Below are 18,089 nucleotides of genomic sequence, written 5' to 3' on the forward strand. Positions count from 1 at the left end.
GTGAACCCTTATGCGTAATTTTATTGTCGGGGTGATGGGCGCAGGCGAAGACGCCAGCAGAGAAGAGTTGCAGATGGCTTTCCGCTTGGGTGAGTTGATTGCCAGACAAGGATGGGTGTTACTCACCGGAGGTCGCAACGCCGGGGTGATGCACGCAGCCAGTCGCGGCGCAAAATCTATCGCAGGCAGTTTAACCATTGGCATTCTGCCTGACCGAAAATCTGAAATCTCGAAATATGTCGATGTCGCCATCATCACAGACATTGGGCAGGCGCGCAACAATATCAATGTGCTGTCAAGCGATGTCGTGGTGGCTTGCGGGGCGCGCGGCGCAGGAACGATTTCGGAAATCGCCCTGGCAATTAAAAATCACAAACCGGTGATTGTGATGAATGCAGATGCAGTGAGTCGAAAATTTTTCGAGCGATTAAATTACAGGGAGTTGTTTTTTGTGAGCGAAGCAGATGAGGCGCTCAAACTGATTTGTAAGAAGTTGGTAAAATCAAAACCGAGAAAGCGGATTGCGAACTGAATCAATAAATTCGCAATCCGCTTGATGCTTAATATTTAATGCGCGGCAAATTGTAAACCCCTGCGAGGGTATTTAAATCGGCGCGAACCTTAGCCCACAGTTTATGAACCTTGCTGCCAAACACCGGTTTACTACAGATTCTTCCCACTTCATCGGCTTCGCGTAAAACTTCTGCAACTTTTTGACGCGATTCAATCCAACGGTCTCGACGGTCAAAATCGTCGCGCAAATCATCAAGGGCTTTTTCCAAATCCTTGACCTGTTCATTCCAGTTATCTTCACGATTGCTGCCGTCGAGAATGCTGCGGTCAAGCGATTTATCAACCGTATCTTTCAATTTATCGCTGTTGGTTTCAACGCGCTTAATAATATTGTCAACTTGACTTTTGGTGTAATAACGACCTCGCGCGGTTCCTTGTCCGAAGGCGCTCGTCAGTAACAACGTGACGGTTGCCAGAGTGACTAAAATAGAAATGGTTTTTCCTCTCATCTTTTTCTCCTATCCTAAATTCTTATTCAAAAAATTCTCCTCATCGGAGCAAACTATCATTTAACGCTTCGCACGTTTTGCTAACGTGTCGAGGCATTCAGGCAATAAGACTGGGGATGACGGATTTTGGTCTTCTTTTATTTGAAAAATTTTTTTATCACAAGTTCCATTGCTTATCAACGAACTGTAAGCAGAGGCGTTCGAGTTTGTCGCTACCGAAAAAACGGTTGCGAATCACCGCGAGACTATTGAAGTTATGAGTCGGGCTGATGACTTTGACGACTTCGAGTTCAGGGGGGACGGCTTGTAAACAGACGCGCATGCCGCCGGCGCTGATATTTTCGGTGAGTCCTTTTTCTTCGCCGATGGTGTGCATCATTTGATTGAGGTATTCAATGGTGACGGTTTCTTTCAGAGCTTTGCGCGGTTCGCGTCGTCGATCCTGTCCTTGCCAGGATTCGGTGCGATAGACACTGGCGGGTTTTTCGTGGTAGCCGTTGGGCGGCGCTTCCTGAAGAAATTCCAATCCCATTTCTCGCGAACCGTTTTTCAATGGCTCAATGCGACGAACAATGGCGTAAATTTTATAACTCGGCTCGCCAAATCCATGATTTCGTAATTTGACCGGAAACGGCATGGTCAAATGCACCACCTGACCATGTCTTAAACGACGAGTCAATCTGAGTGACACGCCACCTTTGCTGACATCAATCGTGTGGGTCATCTCCTGCCATTTCTTGCCATCTTTTCCGTAACCCGCAACGTAGGTCGGCAGGGATAGGTTGAAGCGTTGAAACCGGCGGAGTTTTTCCAATGTGCGATCTGCCACTTTTTCACTGGTCAGTTCAACCGGTTTGGTGAACATCACCTTGTTGGCGGCGCTGCGCACAATGGCTTCGGTTGCGTGAATCACCTTGGCATTCAATTTGCCGGTTGTCCCGCGATTGACGATGACCCGTTGTTCGCGTCTGAGGTCATTGATTTTTGCGGAGGGCAGTTGAGAATTTTGAGGATTGGCTGGAGGTTTTTGCCCAAGAATTTTATCGACATTGATTGGCGCTTTGGCGTTATCGCGCAAAGCATTGTCATATTCGGTGCGTTTGCCGAAATGCATGAGCACGAAAAAAGCGGCGGAGGCTTTTTCGGTTGCGCCGCGCAATCGTTGAACCATGTCGGGCGGCATGAGGAAAGCGGTTTTGAAACGCAGCAATTTCAAAAGCTTCATCGTGTGATAATAACCGGCTTTGATTTGTTCAGGCGTGGCAGTGCGCTCGATGCCTAATACCTGATAATGCGTAGTGGCGCGTTCGATTCGTTCAATTAGCCTTTCCAGTTCCAGATAGTAAGCGCTAATTTGATTCGCCGAATAATTCATTGTCGCTGCCTCCTGAAAATTTAATTCACACATTAATCGGTTGCCGCGTATTTTTGACTGGCTGTGATACCCCAAACCCCGCAACGGGCGCACCACCACAAAAGGGTAAGGGTAAATTTATTGAGCAATTTTTATTCCGGTGTCAGGTTTGAAAAAAAATGGCGATTTCAGATGATGAGCTTCCCTGAATCGGTAAATGGTCGTTGTTAAACCTTGAGGTTCAAGGCATCGGTTAGCGCGGGCGACTTGCAAAAATTGTCACAGCGGTTAGGAAAAGTTACTGGAAAAGCAGTTTTCTTTTTTGATTCATCGGGCTTTCATCTTGTGCGAGTAAGGGCTGAGTGTATAATCAGATTCAGGACGTTAAAGGTTAAACACGATGGTTGGAAGAACCATACTGCACTACAAAATATTGAAAGAGATTGGTAAAGGTGGCATGGGGATTGTTTATAAAGCCACAGATACCAAACTGCATCGCGCGGTCGCCATCAAAGCCTTAGCCACTGAACTGGTCGGCGATGAAAAAGCCCGCACCCGTTTTTTAAGAGAAGCGCGCGCCGCTTCTTCAATCGACCATCCCAACATTTGCACGGTTTATGAAATCAACGAAGTCGATAACCTTCTCTTTTTCGTGATGCCTTATATCGAGGGGCAGAATTTGAAAAAGTATATCAACGGTCGCCCATTGCCGGTCGAACAGGCGCTCGAATTCGCTTTGCAAATCACCGACGCGCTTGCCGAAGCGCATCACAAAAATGTCCTGCACCGCGACATCAAATCCGCCAATGTGATGATTAATGAACGCGGACAGATCAAAATTCTCGATTTCGGATTGGCGAAACTGACGAAAACTTCAAGCGACGAATCGCTCATCGTCAATGAACTCACGCAACTCGGAAAACCGTTCGGCACGGCAAGTTATATGTCGCCGGAACAGGCGCGCGGGGAAGCCGCTGATGCGCGCAGCGATATTTTCAGTCTCGGTATTGTGATTTATGAAATGCTCGCCGGACGATTGCCGTTTCGCGGGAAAACTTCTGTGGATGTGATGCACGCGGTTTTGCATACCGAACCTGACGCGCTTGAAAATGTCCCTTTGCGGTTTCAGAACATCATCCTGAAAGCCCTGGCAAAAGATAAAACGGCGCGTTACCAAACGGCTGATGCCATGCTTGATGAATTGCGCGCCTTTGCCCGCAGTTTCCATTCACAACAAAGCGGCGGAGGAGCACCATTCAGTTCGGCTTATCGCGCTTCAACCCGCCCGCAAAAAGAGACGGGGCTTGCCGGTCGCCTTGCCGGTTGGATGCAAAAGGCTTTCGGCAAATCGCAACCGGCAGTCGATGATTTGCAAGATACCGGCACGCCGACGACCGATTCATCACCGTCCAAAATTGAATCCACTCCGCCATCGGATGCGACAACCACCTGGAAGTCGCGCGATAAAAAAGCTCTGGCGATTTTGCCGTTTAAAAATTTATCGGGAAATTCTGCCGATGAATTTTACAGTTTCAGCCTTGCCGATTGTGTGATAACTGAACTGGCACAACTGCGCGATTTGATTGTTCGTCCGTCATCATACATTGCGCAATTTCAAGGCAAAGAGATTGACCCGCGCGCCATTGGCAATCAACTGACGGTTGATGCGGTACTCGTCAGCGGTTATATCAAAGCGGGCGACCGTTTTCGGGTGACGCCGCAATTGATTGATGTGGCGTCGGGCGATATTTTGTGGAGCGAAAAGATTGATGTCGATGCAAAAGACATCATCACTTTGCAGGACACGATTTCACAGTTGATTGTCGAAGGCTTGCGGGTGCGCACGACCTCTAAAGAGCAAGCCAAACTCGCGAAGAAATCGCCGACCGAAAATCCGCAGGCTTATGAAAATTATTTGAAAGCCCGCACCGTGCTTTACAAATTCCTCACCCAGACCCTCAACGTGCAAGACCTCGAAGAAGCGATTGAGTTATTTGAAAGCGCCCTGGATATGGATGGCGATTTTGCGCTGGCGCATAGCGGTTTGGGGCTTTGCTATTTGAACTATGTTTTGAAAGGCATCGGCGGCGTCGAATATTACACGCGGGCGAAAGCGGCTTTTGAAGTGGCTCTGGCATTAGACCCCAATCTCATCGAATCCTGTGTGCGAATGGTTTACATCGATTTGCTTGAAGGGCGTTCGCAACAAGCCAGAGCGGAGATTCGCCGGTTGCTGAAAAAAGCGCCCAATGAACCGTCTGTGCATTCGGCGGCGGCATATGTCTATCGGTTGTCTGGGCAATATGAAAAAGCGTTGGAGCAGTGGGCAGCCTATTTGAAAATCAGCCCGACCGACATCGTTTTCGCAAGCTATAACCGTGCCCGCATCTATGTCTATCAACGCGACTGGGCAAAAGCGAAAAGCGAAATCGCTATGGGGCTAGCCATTGAACCGAACCATCCGAATTTAAAAATACAAAGCGGGGTGATCGCTTATTTTGAAGGGCAAATCGATAAAGCGACACAGATTATGGAAGCGGTATTGGCGAAAAATCCTGAACTCCATTCTCACAAATTACATCTGGCGGCAGCTTATCTTGCCAGAGGTGAACGTGACCGGGCTTTTGAATTGATTGATGAAAAGGTTGAAGCGACCGCCTACGCCGATCAGGATAATGCTTATCGGCTGGCATCCGTGTATGCGCTTGATAAGCAGGAAGACAAGGCGATTGAATGGCTATTGCGTGCCATTGAAATGGGCAATGAAAATTTCAGGTGGTTTGCGGTTGACCCGAGATGGGAGGCGTTAAGAGCCAGCCCGGGTTATCAGGAATTCTGGGAAAATCTGAAGGCTCGCCGCGAAAGCCTTCAAGAACCGGAAAAATAACCAATCGGGGTTTCATAAGGTGATTGGCGCAGTTATTGAGCCATTAAAAAAAGGCTGGATGAACGTTCATCCAGCCTTTTGGTTTTACGACTGTGTCAGTCGTGGTTGATGGTTATTTTTTAGGCGTTGATCCTACCGGCATAACCGGCATGCCACAAAGACAGGTGTTGTTGGTAATGTTGTCGTCACGAATCGTACAACGCAACGTCCCCGGCGGGCTTTGCAAACTGCCATTGCCCTTCTTGGTCGAGCCGTCAATCTGTAACAACACGCGACGATCCGGCGCGTTGTGCGTCAAGGTGTACACATTACCTTGTTTCTTCACGGTGCCGGTTCCCGTAAAGGTTGTGCCATCGCAGCAGAAGCGATAAGCGCCATTGGTCGTATTAAACAACGCCGAGGAATTGCAGGCGGCTGATTCATCCTGCAATGAAGCGTTGAATAACGCCACGGTGAATGTACAGGTCGCGGTGTTGCCTGCGGCATCGGTCGCTGTGCAAGTCACCGTCGTGACGCCAACCGCGAAGGTTGACCCGGAAGGCGGTACACAAGCGGTCGTTACCCCTGGACAATTATCCGAAGCGGTTGGCGGCGGATAATTGACCACAGCAGTTGCCGCGCCCGGCGTCGGGGTGACTGCGGTCACGTTAGCCGGACAGGTGATTGACGGCGGTTGAGTGTCATTGATGGTGACGGTGAATGAACAGGTCGCGCCGCCGCCTGTGGGCGCTGCGCCGCCGCCGGATTCAGAGCAAGTGACAGTGGTTGTGCCCACAGGGAAGAACGACCCGGATGGCGGGGTGCAGGTCACTGTACCGCAAGAGCCGGTGGTTGTCGGTGCAGGATAGTTGACCACCGCGCCACACTGATTCGTGTCATTGCTTTGGGTGACATTTGCCGGACAAGTGAGGGTACAAGCGCCACCGGTGGTACAACAGGTGAAGCCAGCCGTGAGGGTGATGGTGTCAATACGCCAGCCGACATCGGCAACGCTGGTGTCGGTTGCCCGACGGAAGCGAATGACGACCGGTTGCCCTTGAGACGAAGCGGGCAGATTGATGCCGGTAGTGACGTAACCGCTGGAGGTATTGGTGAAGGCTTGCCGACCGGCAATCGGGCTGGAGAAGTTGACACTGATGGTGCCATTGTAACCCTGAGTGCCGCCGACGAACGAACCGCCTGCCGTGATGATGTCGGTGAATGCCCCGCCGTTGATGGAGATTTCGACAACCCCGCCATCAAAGGTGTTTTCCATATCGAAATTGTTACGGAAGGTCAACACCGCAGGACCCGCCGGGAGATTGAGGGTCGGCGTATCGAGCCATTCATCCGAAATATTATTCGGATCATTGGTGAAGGCGCTGTTGGGTGCGGTATCAGCGGTAGCGGCTTGGGTAGCCCAGGGGTTGGAGTTACCGGCGACGTCTTGGTTTTCGGTAGCGACCCAGCCAGCCGGAAGGGCAGGAGCGGTGACGCCATCGAAGTTTTCAGACAAGGCAGTGTTCAAGACACCGAGCGTGAACGTATAGGTGACGGTGCCAAGGTTAGTTGCGCCATCAGACAAATCCAGAGTAGCGGTGAGGGTGCCGCCGCAAGTGCCCGATGCCGTGAAGGTGAAGTTGCGGCAGACCGCAGGACCACCGGCAACCACAACTCCGTAATTTTGCGGAGCGCCCGCGCCGGTCACGCCACCCGTGTTTTGCAGGGTGCCAACCAGATTCGTCGTATCCAATCCGCCCGTGTTCTGCACACAGAGGCTGACGGTAACGTTTTCACCTGGGTCAATGGCGCCATTTGCCGGGGTACATCCTTCGGTTACGATGGTTGCGCCAGCACTGGTGATGATAGCTGATGGTGCCAGGCAGCAATTGACGGTTGCCGTCCCGCCGGCTGTAACCGTTACCATTTGGGTGCAGGTGCTAAAGCCGCCGGGTGCCGTTACGGTGATCGTGTAGGTTCCCGGTGAAACTGTCATGGAAGCCGTCCCGCCAGCACTCGTCTGTCTGAAAAACCCATCAGCCGTGGTGGCAACCGCACCGGCAATCGGATTACCGCTAACGCAGTTGGTTACGTTGATATTAATCGTGCCACGCGGCGCAGTCACACAAGTCGGATTGACTTTGAAACTGAAGGCGCGGGTATTCCAGTCAAAAGTTGCGGTTGGGGAATCAACATATTCAAACGCTCCCCAGAAAGTGCATTCATCGGATGGGTCAACAAACAATGAACTGTAATCGCCCCAGCGATTCGAGGTTGCGGTTTGTACCCCTCTGGTGACGGCTGAAAACGCATCTATTTCACCTTGCGGCAACGTGTTTGCAGGGTCGCCAGCCAACCGTCCGGTGTAAATCGCTGTGGGATTCAGCGCCGGGCTGGTGCCGCTGGCGTTAGCTGCGAGTGCGATATTGCCTTCGCCGTCTTGAGCCACAGACGCCATCCACAAGTCGCGACCGGTGCCGCTACCTGAACCCGGCGCATAAGTCGCTTCCTGGTTGATGGTCAACGCGCCGGTTCCGGCATTGCGCCGCAATTCCATCCAGCGAATGCCTGCCTGATAAGTGGCTGAACTGGTTGGAGTGACGCCGCTGACGTTGACCGACCAGTTGAATACGTAAGATTGCACGCCGCCCGACAACACGCGGAAGTTCAAGGCGTGCATGAGGCGGTCAGCAATGGAATCCAGCCCTTCGCCGCCTGCCGGTTGAGCGATGTCGGCGCGCCCCGATGGATTACGGGCATCAAACGCCGCCACTGGAATATCCGACAGTTGAGTTAATGTCGAAGATGCCGGAGTCGTGTAATTCGGGCGAAACTCGAAGACGCGAATCAAATCGGTGGCGGCACCGAACTCGTCGGCGTCAAACTCGATGAACAGGTTTGGCGTATTGACCGGCGGTGCGGTGAAGCCCTGTAGGTTGGTCGGCAACATGCCGCCTTCGGTATTTGGCAAGTTGAAGCCGATGATCTTCGCCGTCGGGTCGCCAACCAGCATCTTGGCGCGCTCGAAGACGTAGCATCCGGCACCGAGGAAAGCCGTGCCTGAAGTGTTGAAATCGTTGCTCGCCATGTAATAGCCGTCGGGCCAGACGCCGACGTGCGGATAGTCAACGAATCTCCCGGCATTAGTTAAAAAGTCATAAGCGTACCACGCGCCGGTCGGATCACCGGTTTGGGATACGGCGACGTGCATGTGCATCTGGCTGCTTGCATTAAAACGCAGATTGAATTGACTGATGAACCAGCGGTCGGCAAGCGAGTCATAAAGCACAATCGGGTCGCCATCATCATCGGTGGCATTGGCGATGCCCACCAGTAAACTACTGATTCTCACTGGCCCAAGCAGTGAGGTTCCGGTCTTATTGAAGACCTCAATCATACTGTTGGTGGCAAAAACCACATGGTTTGGGCCCACCGCCGCATTGGTGTCGGGCGGCGCAAACCGCCCGCCAAATAGTGCGGGCAGGTCATCGGCTTCCGGGCCGTCGAAATTCTGAATCGGATTGGTGACGGCAGTGCTTTGCGGATCCTTGGCGTTGTTTATCGCCCGATCTAAAAAGTTAGTGGTCTTTTTCGGGTCCCATTCCGGGCGAATCCGCTTGACGTTGGAAGCGTTCTTCTCTTTTTTAATCTCTCTTTCGCGAGCGATTTTCGCCAGTTGTTCCGGGGTCAAAATTTCCGGCTTGATGTCCCTGAGAGCTGGCGTCACCACCATAGCTTGCGCCTGACTGAAAGAGGGAACGAGTTTACTGCCCTTTTGGGCAGACGATACTCCGGCTCTGAAAAGAGCGGGCAAGATGATGAATAAGGAACACAGGAGAACGGAGAGGGCAATAACTCTAAATCTGAACTTCCGTCTGGGAGTAGATGAAGATGCCGTCCGCTCCACAGGCTTTCGCCCTGAAGAAAAACGAGCAAATCTTTTCATAATGTTTACGGTCCTCCATAAGTTTTGAACTTTACCAATAATGCCTAATGCTTAGAATTGTTGACGAACGCCGAGAGCAAAGAATGTCAGCAGAAAGTTTCCGGAAATCCTTGTTGCTGATTTTCTTTATTTAATGACTGACTTAACTCAAAAGAGCGATTAATTAATAAACAGAAAACCTAATAAACAGAAAAATATATTCAATAACTAAAAACCTTCATTTAATGCCTTTGAATACCGGCGTCAGAGGAGAAGTGCCTGGCTCAAACTATTGATTACTCATTACTGCTTGTAAACGACGCCGAATATTATGCATGAATGGGAACTTAGTCAAGCCGAATAAAAAATAGGGATAAAGGATGGGTTATTGCCGGGAAAAGGGGCGTCACTCAAGCTTCCGGTTTATCAATTTGGGGAGTAAAAAGCCAATCAATCTACGGAAATTGCGCCTGCCCATTTATCGCGAACCTCACCTTCCTGCGCTCATCCCCAACCTTTTGTGCGGTCTAGCCTTGAGAAAAATTGATTCGCTTTTCCTGACAAGGTAGAATGGGTGCGGTGAGTTTACCTTGCCGGAGGCGGCTATGGATTATTTATGGGTCATTATTCTTCTCGGTTATACCTTTTGTGTAGGTCAGGCAATTTTTACCTTGACGACGAAACGTCCGGTTATGCAAAGGGCCGCTAATGTTGCGTTAGGAATTTCATTCTTAGCGCACACGGTCTGGTTAATCTGGAAAGGGTTTACCGCAAATCGTTGCCCGATTGTCGGCACTCAGGAGATGTGCGCGTTTCTCTCCTGGTCATTGATCGTCTGTTTTTTTATTGCCACCCGCTGGTATCACGCCAATGCCTTGAAAGCCTTTGTGCTGCCCATCGTTTTTGTGTTGACCTGGGTGGCGGCGCTCGCCACCGGCACCTCGGAGCGCCCGGAAGGTTCGACCGAACCTTTGCAGAAATTATTATTCCCGGCACACGCCGGATTGATTCTTTTGGCTTACGCGGCGTTCTTTATTTCATTCGGCGCAGCCTTGATGTATATCCTGCAAGAGCGCGAATTGAAAAGGAAACGATTCGGCACGATTTTTTATCGCCTGCCGAGCCTCGAAACCTGCGATGCCATCAGTTTTAAAGCCTCAGCTATCGGCTTTGTCCTGCTGACGCTCGGCATTGCCGCAGGCATCGCCTGGTCGCGCACCCGCGATGGCGTATTCTGGCACGGACAACCCCTGGAAATGTTCGTCATCTTCATCTGGGTGATTTATCTGTTGATGTTGCAATCGCGCATCAGCGCCGGTTGGGGCGGACGCACGGCGGCGCTGGCTTCGATTATCAGTTTTATTTTAGTTGTCGGCAGTTTAATCGGTGTCCGATATTTAGGAACGTTGCACGTATTTGGCTAAAACTGTCTGGAGTCTGGAGTCGTGAGTCCGCAGTCCCTGATTTAACTTTGACTGGCGGCGCAAAGATTTAGTCAGAGGTGAAAGGCGCTGGCACAACAGACTCCAGACTCCAGACTCCAGACTATCGTTTATGAATATTGTTCTTGTAGGTCTCAGTCACCGCACCGCGCCCGTCGAAATACGCGAACGCGTAGCGTTCAACGAAGCCTGTCTGGCGGAGGCGCTCGCCAATCTCGTCGATCAGGAGACGATTGACGAAGGGGTGATTGTCTCGACCTGTAATCGCGTTGAACTGATTGCCTCATCGCCGGCGGGCGCTGAACCCGGACTCCATCGTTTAACCAACTTTATCTGCGATTTTCATAGCCTTTCGGTTGATACCATCCATCATCACCTTTACCGTCACTCGCAGGATCACGCGATTAAACATCTCTTCCGTGTGGCGTCGAGCCTCGATTCGATGGTGCTCGGCGAATCGCAAATTCTCGGGCAGGTGAAAGAAGCCTATCGCAACGCCATCGAAGCCGGAACCGTCGGGCGTATTCTCAGCCAATTGATGCACCGCACGATCAACGTTGCCAAACGGGTGCGCACCGAAACCGCGATTTCCCAACTGCCGGTGTCGGTGAGTTCTGTGGCTGTCGAACTCGCGGAAAAAATCTTCGGTGAGTTGAACAACAAAACCATACTTTTAGTTGGCGCAGGCGAAATGGCTGAACTCGCTGCGCAGAATTTGATGGAAGCCGGAAGCAATAAATTGCTGGTGACGAACCGCACGGCAGAACGCGCCGAACGCTTTGCTCATGAGTTCAACGGCGGCACCGTCGGATTTGAAACCTTTTATGAAGTCATGCCGGTCGTCGATATTGTCATCTGTTCAACCGGCGCGCCTGATTATGTGATTCGCGCCGAAGAAGCGCGGCGCGCCTTGAAATCGCGACGCAAAGGACCGCTGCTGTTTATAGATATTTCGGTGCCGCGCAACATCGACCCGGAAGTCGCCGAACTCGATAACGCTTTCCTGTTCGATATAGATGATTTTGAAGGCGTCGTCGAATCCAATATCCGCGAACGCGAACGCGAGGCGCGCAATGCCGAAGCCATCATCGAAACCGAAGTGCATAATTTCATCAAACATATGCGGTCGTTTGACATCGGACCTAGCATTGTCGAAGTCAAACAGATTGTCACCCAACTGGCGCAAAATGAACTCAAACGCCATCGTAAAAAACTTGGTGAATTAAGTCCCGAACAGGAAATTAAAATCGCTGAAGTCCTGCTTCCGGCGCTCGTCAATAAACTTTCACATCCGATTATTATGCAAATGCGCGCCGCAGCAAGAAACGAAGAACCGGCGGATACCCTCGAAGAATTAAGAAAGATGATAAAAATTGATTAGTCATTGGTACGTTGTCAATTATCCATCTTTGCGAATGACCAATTGACAACGCCTCAATGACCAATGACAAGTGACCAATGACCAACGACAAATTAACCATCGGCACACGCGGCAGCAAACTGGCGCTCTGGCAAACTAACTGGGTGAAAGCCGAGTTGGCACGTCATCACCCGCACCTGCACATCGACATTAAAATCATTTCCACCAAAGGCGACCGCGTGTTGGATGTGTCGCTTCCGAAACTCGGCGAACAGGGCAAAGGACTTTTCACTAAAGAACTCGAAGACGAAATGTTTGCCGGGCAGATTGACCTTGCGGTTCACAGTTTGAAAGATTTGCCGACCGAACTTCCCGCAGGCTTAACCGTCGGGGCGATTTGCGAACGCGAAGATGTGCGCGATGCTTTTGTCGCCGTCGGGGGCATCGCCAATTTTGCGGCGTTACCCGAAGGCGCAATTCTCGGCACCAGTAGCCTCAGACGCGAAGCGCAGATTCGTGCCGCGCGCCCGGATTTAAAGATCGTTCCGGTGCGCGGCAATCTCGATACGCGACTGAGAAAACTTGATGAAGGCGAATTTGCGGCAATTATTTTAGCCGCCGCAGGTCTTCGTCGCCTCGCCTATGACCACCGCATCACCGAGTATCTGGATTCGCGTTTTATGCTTTCGGCGGTTGGCCAAGGGGCGCTTGCCATTGAATCGCGACAGGATGACGCGCGCGTAAATGAAGTTTTGAAAGCCATAGACCATTTGCCTACGCGACTGGCTTGTACAGCCGAGCGCAGTTTTTTAAAAGGACTTGGTGGCGGTTGCATCGTCCCGATTGCGGCGCTTTGCAGAGTTGCTGGCGATGAATTGATATTGGACGGGCTGGTAGCAAAAGCCGATGGCTCGCGAATCATTCGCGAACAGATGAACGGCAACGTAAACGATGCCGAAGGATTGGGACAGCAATTAGCAAATCAATTATTACAACAGGGGGCAAAAGAATTATTGGCTAACCAGTAACCGGTTATTTGAAAGATAAACTTGCAATCGGAAAAATTTTCGAGTATTTTTCGCGGGCATCCCGATAGAGCTTACGTGAGATTAAACCTCATCCTCATAATCCCAGTCCAAAAATTTCGAGGGATGGATTTTCATGGCACAAAATCAGGATCGTGTAACCACACTCCATCGACTGCTCAAAAGCGCAACGCGAAATGAGTTTTTATTTCAAACCGTATTGGCTGAATTAACCGAAGAACAATTAACCACCCTGGAACTGATTTGCGAAAAATATGCCAAAAAGCAGAGAGACCTGACGCCGGTCGTGGTCGGGCATTATTATCGAGAAGATTTAGACCACAGCTTTCTTAAAAGATTGCGCCGCCGGTTCAAACGCAAACTGAAATGAATAATATTGTCATCGCCATTGATGGGCCATCGGGTGTGGGAAAAAGCACTTTAGGAAAAGCGCTTGCCAGATACTTCAACTACCTGTTTATCGATTCCGGCGCACTCTATCGCGCCATCGCCTTAAAAGCTCTGCAATCGCAAACGCCGCTTGATAACCGAAATGCCGTTACCGAGATTGCGCGGGGTTCGCAAATCAAACTTGAAGGCGACCCCGATGCCTTGCGAGTGTATCTCGATGGCGCGGAAGTGACTCGCGAAATTCGTCTGCCCGAAGTCAGCCAGGCGGCATCTGTGGTTGCCACCCTTGCCACGGTTCGCGAAGTCGTGGTTGATAAACTTCGCGAGATGCGCAAGTCCGGCGGTCTGGTGATGGACGGACGCGACATCGGCACCAAAGTATTTCCCGACGCCGAAGTGAAATTATTTTTAGAGGCATCGCCTGCGGTTCGCGCCGAACGTCGCTGGCTCGAAGAAAAACAAAAAGGCAGCGAGGTTTCATTTGAACATATTAAAGCGGAGCTTGCCGAACGCGACCGCCGTGACCGTGAACGTGAAGCCACGCCGCTTGTGAAAGCCGATGATGCAATTTTAATCGATACCTCAACGATGACGGTTGACCAGGTCATTGCCCGTGTCCTTGAAATCATTCAATCGCACGGTTAGACTTTTTCTTCGCCAAACCGGCAAAGGCAAAAGTAAGCAAGCGAAGTGGGGTTTAACTATTTTGTATGAGAGGGGTAGTCAACCTCACCTTTCCCTTTTTACTTTTGCTTTTTTATTTGATGGAACTGATGGGCATTTTCACTGGCTTAATTATGGAAGTCGGACGGGTGCGGCGCATTGAGCGGCGTGCCAGCGGCGCTTACCTGGTCATCGAATGCCGGAAAGTTTTACAAGGGACACAAATCGGCGATTCGATTACCGTCAACGGGGTTGATTTGACAGTAACTACCATGACCGATAATCAATTCACCGCCGATGCTTCGCTTGAAACCTTGACCCGCTCAACGCTCGGCGATTTGCGCGTCGGAAGTCGGGTCAATCTCGAACGCGCGCTCGGCGTCGGTGAACGACTCGGCGGACACATGGTTCAAGGACACGTTGATGGAACCGCTTCGTTGATTTCAGCAACGCCCGAAGGCAATGCCTATCGTCTGCGGTTTGGCGCGCCGAAAGTCTTGATGCGTTACATCGCGATGAAAGGTTCAATTTGCGTCGATGGCATCAGCCTCACGGTTGCCGGACTTGGCAGTGATTGGTTTGAAGTGGCGGTCATCCCGCACACCTGGCGCGAAACCACATTGGCAGAGTTGAAACCCGGTGACCGCGTCAATCTCGAAGTCGATGTGCTCGCAAAATATGTCGAGCGGTTGTTACTCTATAAAGCCGATTATGAGGAAAGCGCCAATCAATTAACGCTTGAGAGTTTAATTGAGAAAGGCTATTGATGAATCCTCGGTTTGAGTGGGATGTCAGAAAAGCGGAAGAGGTCAAAGCGGAACGCGGCATTTCATTCGACGATGCAATAGCAGTTTTCTTCGACCCCGCTTCTTTCGATTAGTTTGATGAAGCTCATTCGATTGAGGAGTCGCGTTACGGAATAATTGGTTTATCGAATAAGGGCTTGTTGACGTGATTTACACCATCATCGAGAGTGAAGAAGGAGAAATTTATCGCATCATAACAGCCTGGCAAGCGACAAGCCGCGAGGAGAGTTTATATGAAGGCAAATAAGGAGCGATTTGAAATCACTCAAGCTGATTATGAGCAGATGCTGAAAGAAGGCGCTGACCCTGAATATGCACTCAAGCCAGGCAAATACACTGCCCAGCGCGGGAGATTTGCGAAAAAATATCCTGACTTAAAAAAAGATGATGTTGAACAACATCCACAAACTGCCATTTATCTGGACACAGATATTGTGGAGTTCTTTAAGCAACATTCTAAAAACTCTGAATCAATGGCATATCAAGCAGAGATTAATAACCTGCTACGACACTATATTGAAAATGAACGATCCGCTAAGAAGTCCAAGCGTAGACGTCAGCAAGATGATTTTAGAAAATTGCTATCAGATACCGCGTTTATCAAGGCAGTAGCCGAGCGGGTTAGAAAAGTATTGTGAGAATAGTTTTCATAGAAAGTGTAAGACATTATGTTTGCCACCATTCCTGAAGCAATTGAAGATTTTCGTGAAGGGCGAATGGTCATCATCGTCGATGACGAAGACCGCGAAAATGAAGGTGATTTAGCCTGTGCCGCAGAAAAGGTCACGCCGGAAATTATCAATTTCATGGCGAAATACGGACGCGGCTTGATCTGTTTGCCAATGACTCCCGAACGTCTTGAAGCTTTGCAGATTCCTTTGCAGATGCCCGAAGCCGAAAATACCGCAGCACTCGGCACTGCCTTCTGCGTTTCGATTGAAGCGCGGCGCGGCGTCACCACAGGCATCTCTGCATCCGACAGAGCGACGACGATTCAAGTTGCGGTTGACCCGCGCAGCAAACCTGCGGATTTGGCGCGTCCCGGTCATATCTTCCCGTTGCGTGCGCGACGCGGCGGCGTGCTGGTGCGTCCGGGGCAAACCGAAGCGTCGGTTGATCTGGCGCGCATGGCGGGACTGACGCCAGCCGGAGTGATTTGCGAAATCATGAATGATGACGGGACGATGTCGCGATTGCCTGAACTTGAAAAATTTGCTCAGGAACACGGCATAAAAATTATCTCGGTCGCCGATTTGATTAGCTATCGCATGGCAAGCGAACTGCTGGTGCAACGCGCAGGCGAAGCGCAGGTGCCGACGGTGTATGGCGATTTTCGCGCCATCGCCTTTACCAATGACATCAATTCCGATGTCCACCTGGCGTTAGTGAAGGGCGCAATCGATTCGGAAAAAAGTTTGCTGGTGCGGGTGCATTCGCAATGTGTGCTCGGCGATGTATTCGGGTCTTTGAGAGATGACACCGGATGGCAATTGCATCGTTCGCTTGAACTCATCGCCGAAGAGGGCGCAGGCGTCCTGCTGTATCTCAGACAGGAAGGGCGCGGGCTTGGGTTAGTCAATCAACTCAAAGCCTACAAGGTGATGGACGAACAGAATAAAGATGCGGTTGATGCGGATGCCGAAACCGTCGGGGTGCATAAAATGGACCCGCGCGATTACGGCATCGGCGCGCAGATTCTTCATGCGCTCGGTGTGCGTAAAATGCGTTTGATTACCAATCATCCCGTCAAGCGCGCGGCGATTGAAGGATTCGATTTGGAAATTACCGAGCGTGTGCCGATTGAAATCGAACCCAATGAATCGAATGAACAGGTGCTACGCGCCAGAAAAGCCAAACTCGGTCATTTGCTGACCAAAGTTTAGTCGAACAAGAGGAAATGGAATTAATTGATATTGGTGTCAACCTGGCTCACGCAGCATTCAACACGGATCGTGACCAGGTGATTAAACGGGCAATGGCAGCCGGAGTTACGACAATGGTGATTACCGGCACCAGCCTCAAAAGCAGCCACGATGCGCAACAGCTTGCCAGCCGCTATCCGAATATTCTTTTTTCAACGGCGGGCGTTCATCCGCATAACGCCAAACAGTGTAATGACGAAACCATAAAAGCGTTGAAAGGGTTGACTCAGTATGATGAAGTGGTTGCCATTGGCGAGTGCGGATTGGATTTCAACAGAGATTTTTCGCCGCGTCCGGTTCAGGAAAAATGGTTTGAAGCGCAAATTCAGTTGGCAGGCGAATTGAACCTGCCGCTCTTTTTACATGAGCGTGATGCGCATCAACGTTTCAAAGAAATATTATCGGCTTACCGAAAAAATTTTGAGTGCGCGGTGGTTCATTGTTTTACCGGCAACGCCGATGAAATGAAAGCCTATCTCGACCTCGATTTGCATATCGGCATAACCGGCTGGATTTGTGATGAGCGGCGCGGTTTGCATTTGCGCAATCTGGTTCGGCAAATTCCTTTGCATCGTTTGATGCTTGAAACCGATGCGCCGTTTTTGACGCCGCGCGACATGCAACCAAAACCCAAAGACGGAAGAAATGAACCGGCGTTTTTGCCCCATGTGCTTCGACAGGTTGCCAATTGTTTGAATAAATCTGTTGATGAAATTGCCCGGGCAACGACCGAAACGGCGGATAAATTTTTCTGGACTTCATAACCCATAAATGAAAATCAACTTCACCCGAATTCATCATGTTCAATTGACCATTCGCGAAGGCGACGAAGCGCGGGCGCGGGCGTTTTACGGCGAACTGCTGGGACTGACGGAGATTGAAAAGCCCGAACCGCTGAAACCGCGCGGCGGACTGTGGTTTGAAATGGGCAACATTCAATTGCATCTGGGCGTCGAAGCTTTTCAAGGTGAATCCAAACGCCATCCGGCATTTGAAGTTGAAAACCTTCAGGCAATCAGAGAGTATTTAGAAGCGAAGGGTGTGCGCGTGAAAGACGAAATCAATATTCCGGCTATCGAAAGGTTTTCGTTTTTCGACCCGTTTGGTAATCGCATCGAGTTGATGGAAAAACAAAAATAAATGTCAGTACCGTCTGCGTGAGTGGGCGGGGGGAAGATGGCGTCGGTAGCGCCACTGCCTGAACCGGTGCTGGCAACATCATCGCATAATTAAAAGCAACGAAAGACTGGCTTGATTCAACCAACTTTTGCAGAAACCACAACGGGTAAAAAC

Annotated in this window: 15 protein-coding genes; 12 read left to right on the plus strand and 3 right to left on the minus strand. The window is 50.7% G+C overall.

The window, feature by feature from the left end; genetic code table 11:
- The first annotated feature begins 10 nt into the window (after positions 1-10).
- Positions 11-532 carry a TIGR00725 family protein gene (locus tag AB1757_24745; GenBank protein ID MEW6130267.1) on the plus strand — a complete coding sequence of 174 codons (522 nt, stop codon included), beginning with the start codon at positions 11-13 and terminating at the stop codon, positions 530-532.
- Positions 533-560: 28 nt separating this feature from the next.
- Here the strand turns inward: AB1757_24745 and AB1757_24750 are convergent, their stop codons facing one another.
- Together AB1757_24750 and AB1757_24755 are read right to left on the minus strand one after the other, a co-directional pair.
- On the minus strand, positions 561-1,022 hold the full coding sequence (locus AB1757_24750) for a hypothetical protein (GenBank protein ID MEW6130268.1): 462 nt from the start codon (positions 1,020-1,022) through the stop codon (positions 561-563).
- Positions 1,023-1,179: 157 nt separating this feature from the next.
- On the minus strand, positions 1,180-2,397 hold the full coding sequence (locus AB1757_24755) for a PilZ domain-containing protein (protein MEW6130269.1): 1,218 nt from the start codon (positions 2,395-2,397) through the stop codon (positions 1,180-1,182).
- A 379-nt stretch (positions 2,398-2,776) separates the two neighbouring features.
- On the opposite strand from AB1757_24755, the gene AB1757_24760 reads away from it, so the two are divergent.
- Complete coding sequence (locus AB1757_24760) at positions 2,777-5,263, plus strand: protein kinase (GenBank protein MEW6130270.1); 2,487 nt, start codon at positions 2,777-2,779, stop codon at positions 5,261-5,263.
- Positions 5,264-5,375: 112 nt separating this feature from the next.
- Here AB1757_24760 and AB1757_24765 read toward each other — a convergent pair whose 3' ends face one another.
- Positions 5,376-8,975, minus strand: coding sequence for an HYR domain-containing protein (locus tag AB1757_24765; GenBank protein ID MEW6130271.1), 3,600 nt, complete (start codon positions 8,973-8,975; stop codon positions 5,376-5,378).
- A gap of 797 nt (positions 8,976-9,772) precedes the next feature.
- Between AB1757_24765 and ccsA the strand changes: the two genes are divergently transcribed.
- From ccsA to AB1757_24815, 10 genes are all read left to right on the plus strand, one after another.
- The gene (gene ccsA / locus AB1757_24770) at positions 9,773-10,591 is read left to right on the plus strand and encodes a cytochrome c biogenesis protein CcsA (GenBank protein ID MEW6130272.1); all 819 of its coding nucleotides are present in this window, start codon (positions 9,773-9,775) and stop codon (positions 10,589-10,591) included.
- A 130-nt stretch (positions 10,592-10,721) separates the two neighbouring features.
- Positions 10,722-11,990: a glutamyl-tRNA reductase gene (hemA, locus tag AB1757_24775; protein ID MEW6130273.1), complete on the plus strand. Its 1,269-nt coding sequence runs from the start codon at positions 10,722-10,724 to the stop codon at positions 11,988-11,990.
- 77 nt (positions 11,991-12,067) lie between these two features.
- Positions 12,068-12,997: a hydroxymethylbilane synthase gene (gene hemC / locus AB1757_24780; GenBank protein ID MEW6130274.1), complete on the plus strand. Its 930-nt coding sequence runs from the start codon at positions 12,068-12,070 to the stop codon at positions 12,995-12,997.
- Between the two features lie 133 nt (positions 12,998-13,130).
- Positions 13,131-13,385 (plus strand): hypothetical protein, encoded by a 255-nt coding sequence (locus AB1757_24785; protein ID MEW6130275.1) that lies wholly within the window; start codon positions 13,131-13,133, stop codon positions 13,383-13,385.
- Entirely contained in the window at positions 13,382-14,050 is a 669-nt protein-coding gene (cmk, locus tag AB1757_24790) for a (d)CMP kinase (protein MEW6130276.1), read from the plus strand. The genes AB1757_24785 and cmk overlap by 4 nt, the downstream gene beginning before the upstream one ends.
- 65 nt (positions 14,051-14,115) lie before the next feature.
- Positions 14,116-14,835: a riboflavin synthase gene (locus AB1757_24795; protein ID MEW6130277.1), complete on the plus strand. Its 720-nt coding sequence runs from the start codon at positions 14,116-14,118 to the stop codon at positions 14,833-14,835.
- Between the two features lie 272 nt (positions 14,836-15,107).
- On the plus strand, positions 15,108-15,512 hold the full coding sequence (locus AB1757_24800) for a BrnA antitoxin family protein (protein MEW6130278.1): 405 nt from the start codon (positions 15,108-15,110) through the stop codon (positions 15,510-15,512).
- A 30-nt stretch (positions 15,513-15,542) separates the two neighbouring features.
- Positions 15,543-16,757 (plus strand): 3,4-dihydroxy-2-butanone-4-phosphate synthase, encoded by a 1,215-nt coding sequence (gene ribB / locus AB1757_24805; protein ID MEW6130279.1) that lies wholly within the window; start codon positions 15,543-15,545, stop codon positions 16,755-16,757.
- A 14-nt stretch (positions 16,758-16,771) separates the two neighbouring features.
- On the plus strand, positions 16,772-17,560 hold the full coding sequence (locus AB1757_24810) for a TatD family hydrolase (GenBank protein ID MEW6130280.1): 789 nt from the start codon (positions 16,772-16,774) through the stop codon (positions 17,558-17,560).
- A 7-nt stretch (positions 17,561-17,567) separates the two neighbouring features.
- Positions 17,568-17,936, plus strand: coding sequence for a VOC family protein (locus AB1757_24815; GenBank protein ID MEW6130281.1), 369 nt, complete (start codon positions 17,568-17,570; stop codon positions 17,934-17,936).
- Positions 17,937-18,089: the final 153 nt, after the last annotated feature.

This window comes from Acidobacteriota bacterium (assembly GCA_040754075.1).
Classification (GTDB): Bacteria; Acidobacteriota; Blastocatellia; order UBA7656; family UBA7656; genus JBFMDH01.

Bases quoted from the DNA above. Each gene is read 5' to 3' on its own strand.
- AB1757_24760 (MEW6130270.1), top strand. From the start codon at position 2,777: ATGGTTGGAAGAACCATACTGCACTACAAAATATTGAAAGAGATTGGT.
- AB1757_24810 (MEW6130280.1), top strand. From the start codon at position 16,772: ATGGAATTAATTGATATTGGTGTCAACCTGGCTCACGCAGCATTCAAC.
- cmk (MEW6130276.1), top strand. From the start codon at position 13,382: ATGAATAATATTGTCATCGCCATTGATGGGCCATCGGGTGTGGGAAAA.
- ribB (MEW6130279.1), top strand. From the start codon at position 15,543: ATGTTTGCCACCATTCCTGAAGCAATTGAAGATTTTCGTGAAGGGCGA.
- AB1757_24765 (MEW6130271.1), bottom strand. From the start codon at position 8,975: ATGGTGGTGACGCCAGCTCTCAGGGACATCAAGCCGGAAATTTTGACC.
- AB1757_24750 (MEW6130268.1), bottom strand. From the start codon at position 1,022: ATGAGAGGAAAAACCATTTCTATTTTAGTCACTCTGGCAACCGTCACG.
- AB1757_24755 (MEW6130269.1), bottom strand. From the start codon at position 2,397: ATGAATTATTCGGCGAATCAAATTAGCGCTTACTATCTGGAACTGGAA.
- hemC (MEW6130274.1), top strand. From the start codon at position 12,068: ATGACCAACGACAAATTAACCATCGGCACACGCGGCAGCAAACTGGCG.
- AB1757_24795 (MEW6130277.1), top strand. From the start codon at position 14,116: ATGAGAGGGGTAGTCAACCTCACCTTTCCCTTTTTACTTTTGCTTTTT.
- ccsA (MEW6130272.1), top strand. From the start codon at position 9,773: ATGGATTATTTATGGGTCATTATTCTTCTCGGTTATACCTTTTGTGTA.
- AB1757_24745 (MEW6130267.1), top strand. From the start codon at position 11: ATGCGTAATTTTATTGTCGGGGTGATGGGCGCAGGCGAAGACGCCAGC.
- AB1757_24785 (MEW6130275.1), top strand. From the start codon at position 13,131: ATGGCACAAAATCAGGATCGTGTAACCACACTCCATCGACTGCTCAAA.
- AB1757_24800 (MEW6130278.1), top strand. From the start codon at position 15,108: ATGAAGGCAAATAAGGAGCGATTTGAAATCACTCAAGCTGATTATGAG.
- hemA (MEW6130273.1), top strand. From the start codon at position 10,722: ATGAATATTGTTCTTGTAGGTCTCAGTCACCGCACCGCGCCCGTCGAA.
- AB1757_24815 (MEW6130281.1), top strand. From the start codon at position 17,568: ATGAAAATCAACTTCACCCGAATTCATCATGTTCAATTGACCATTCGC.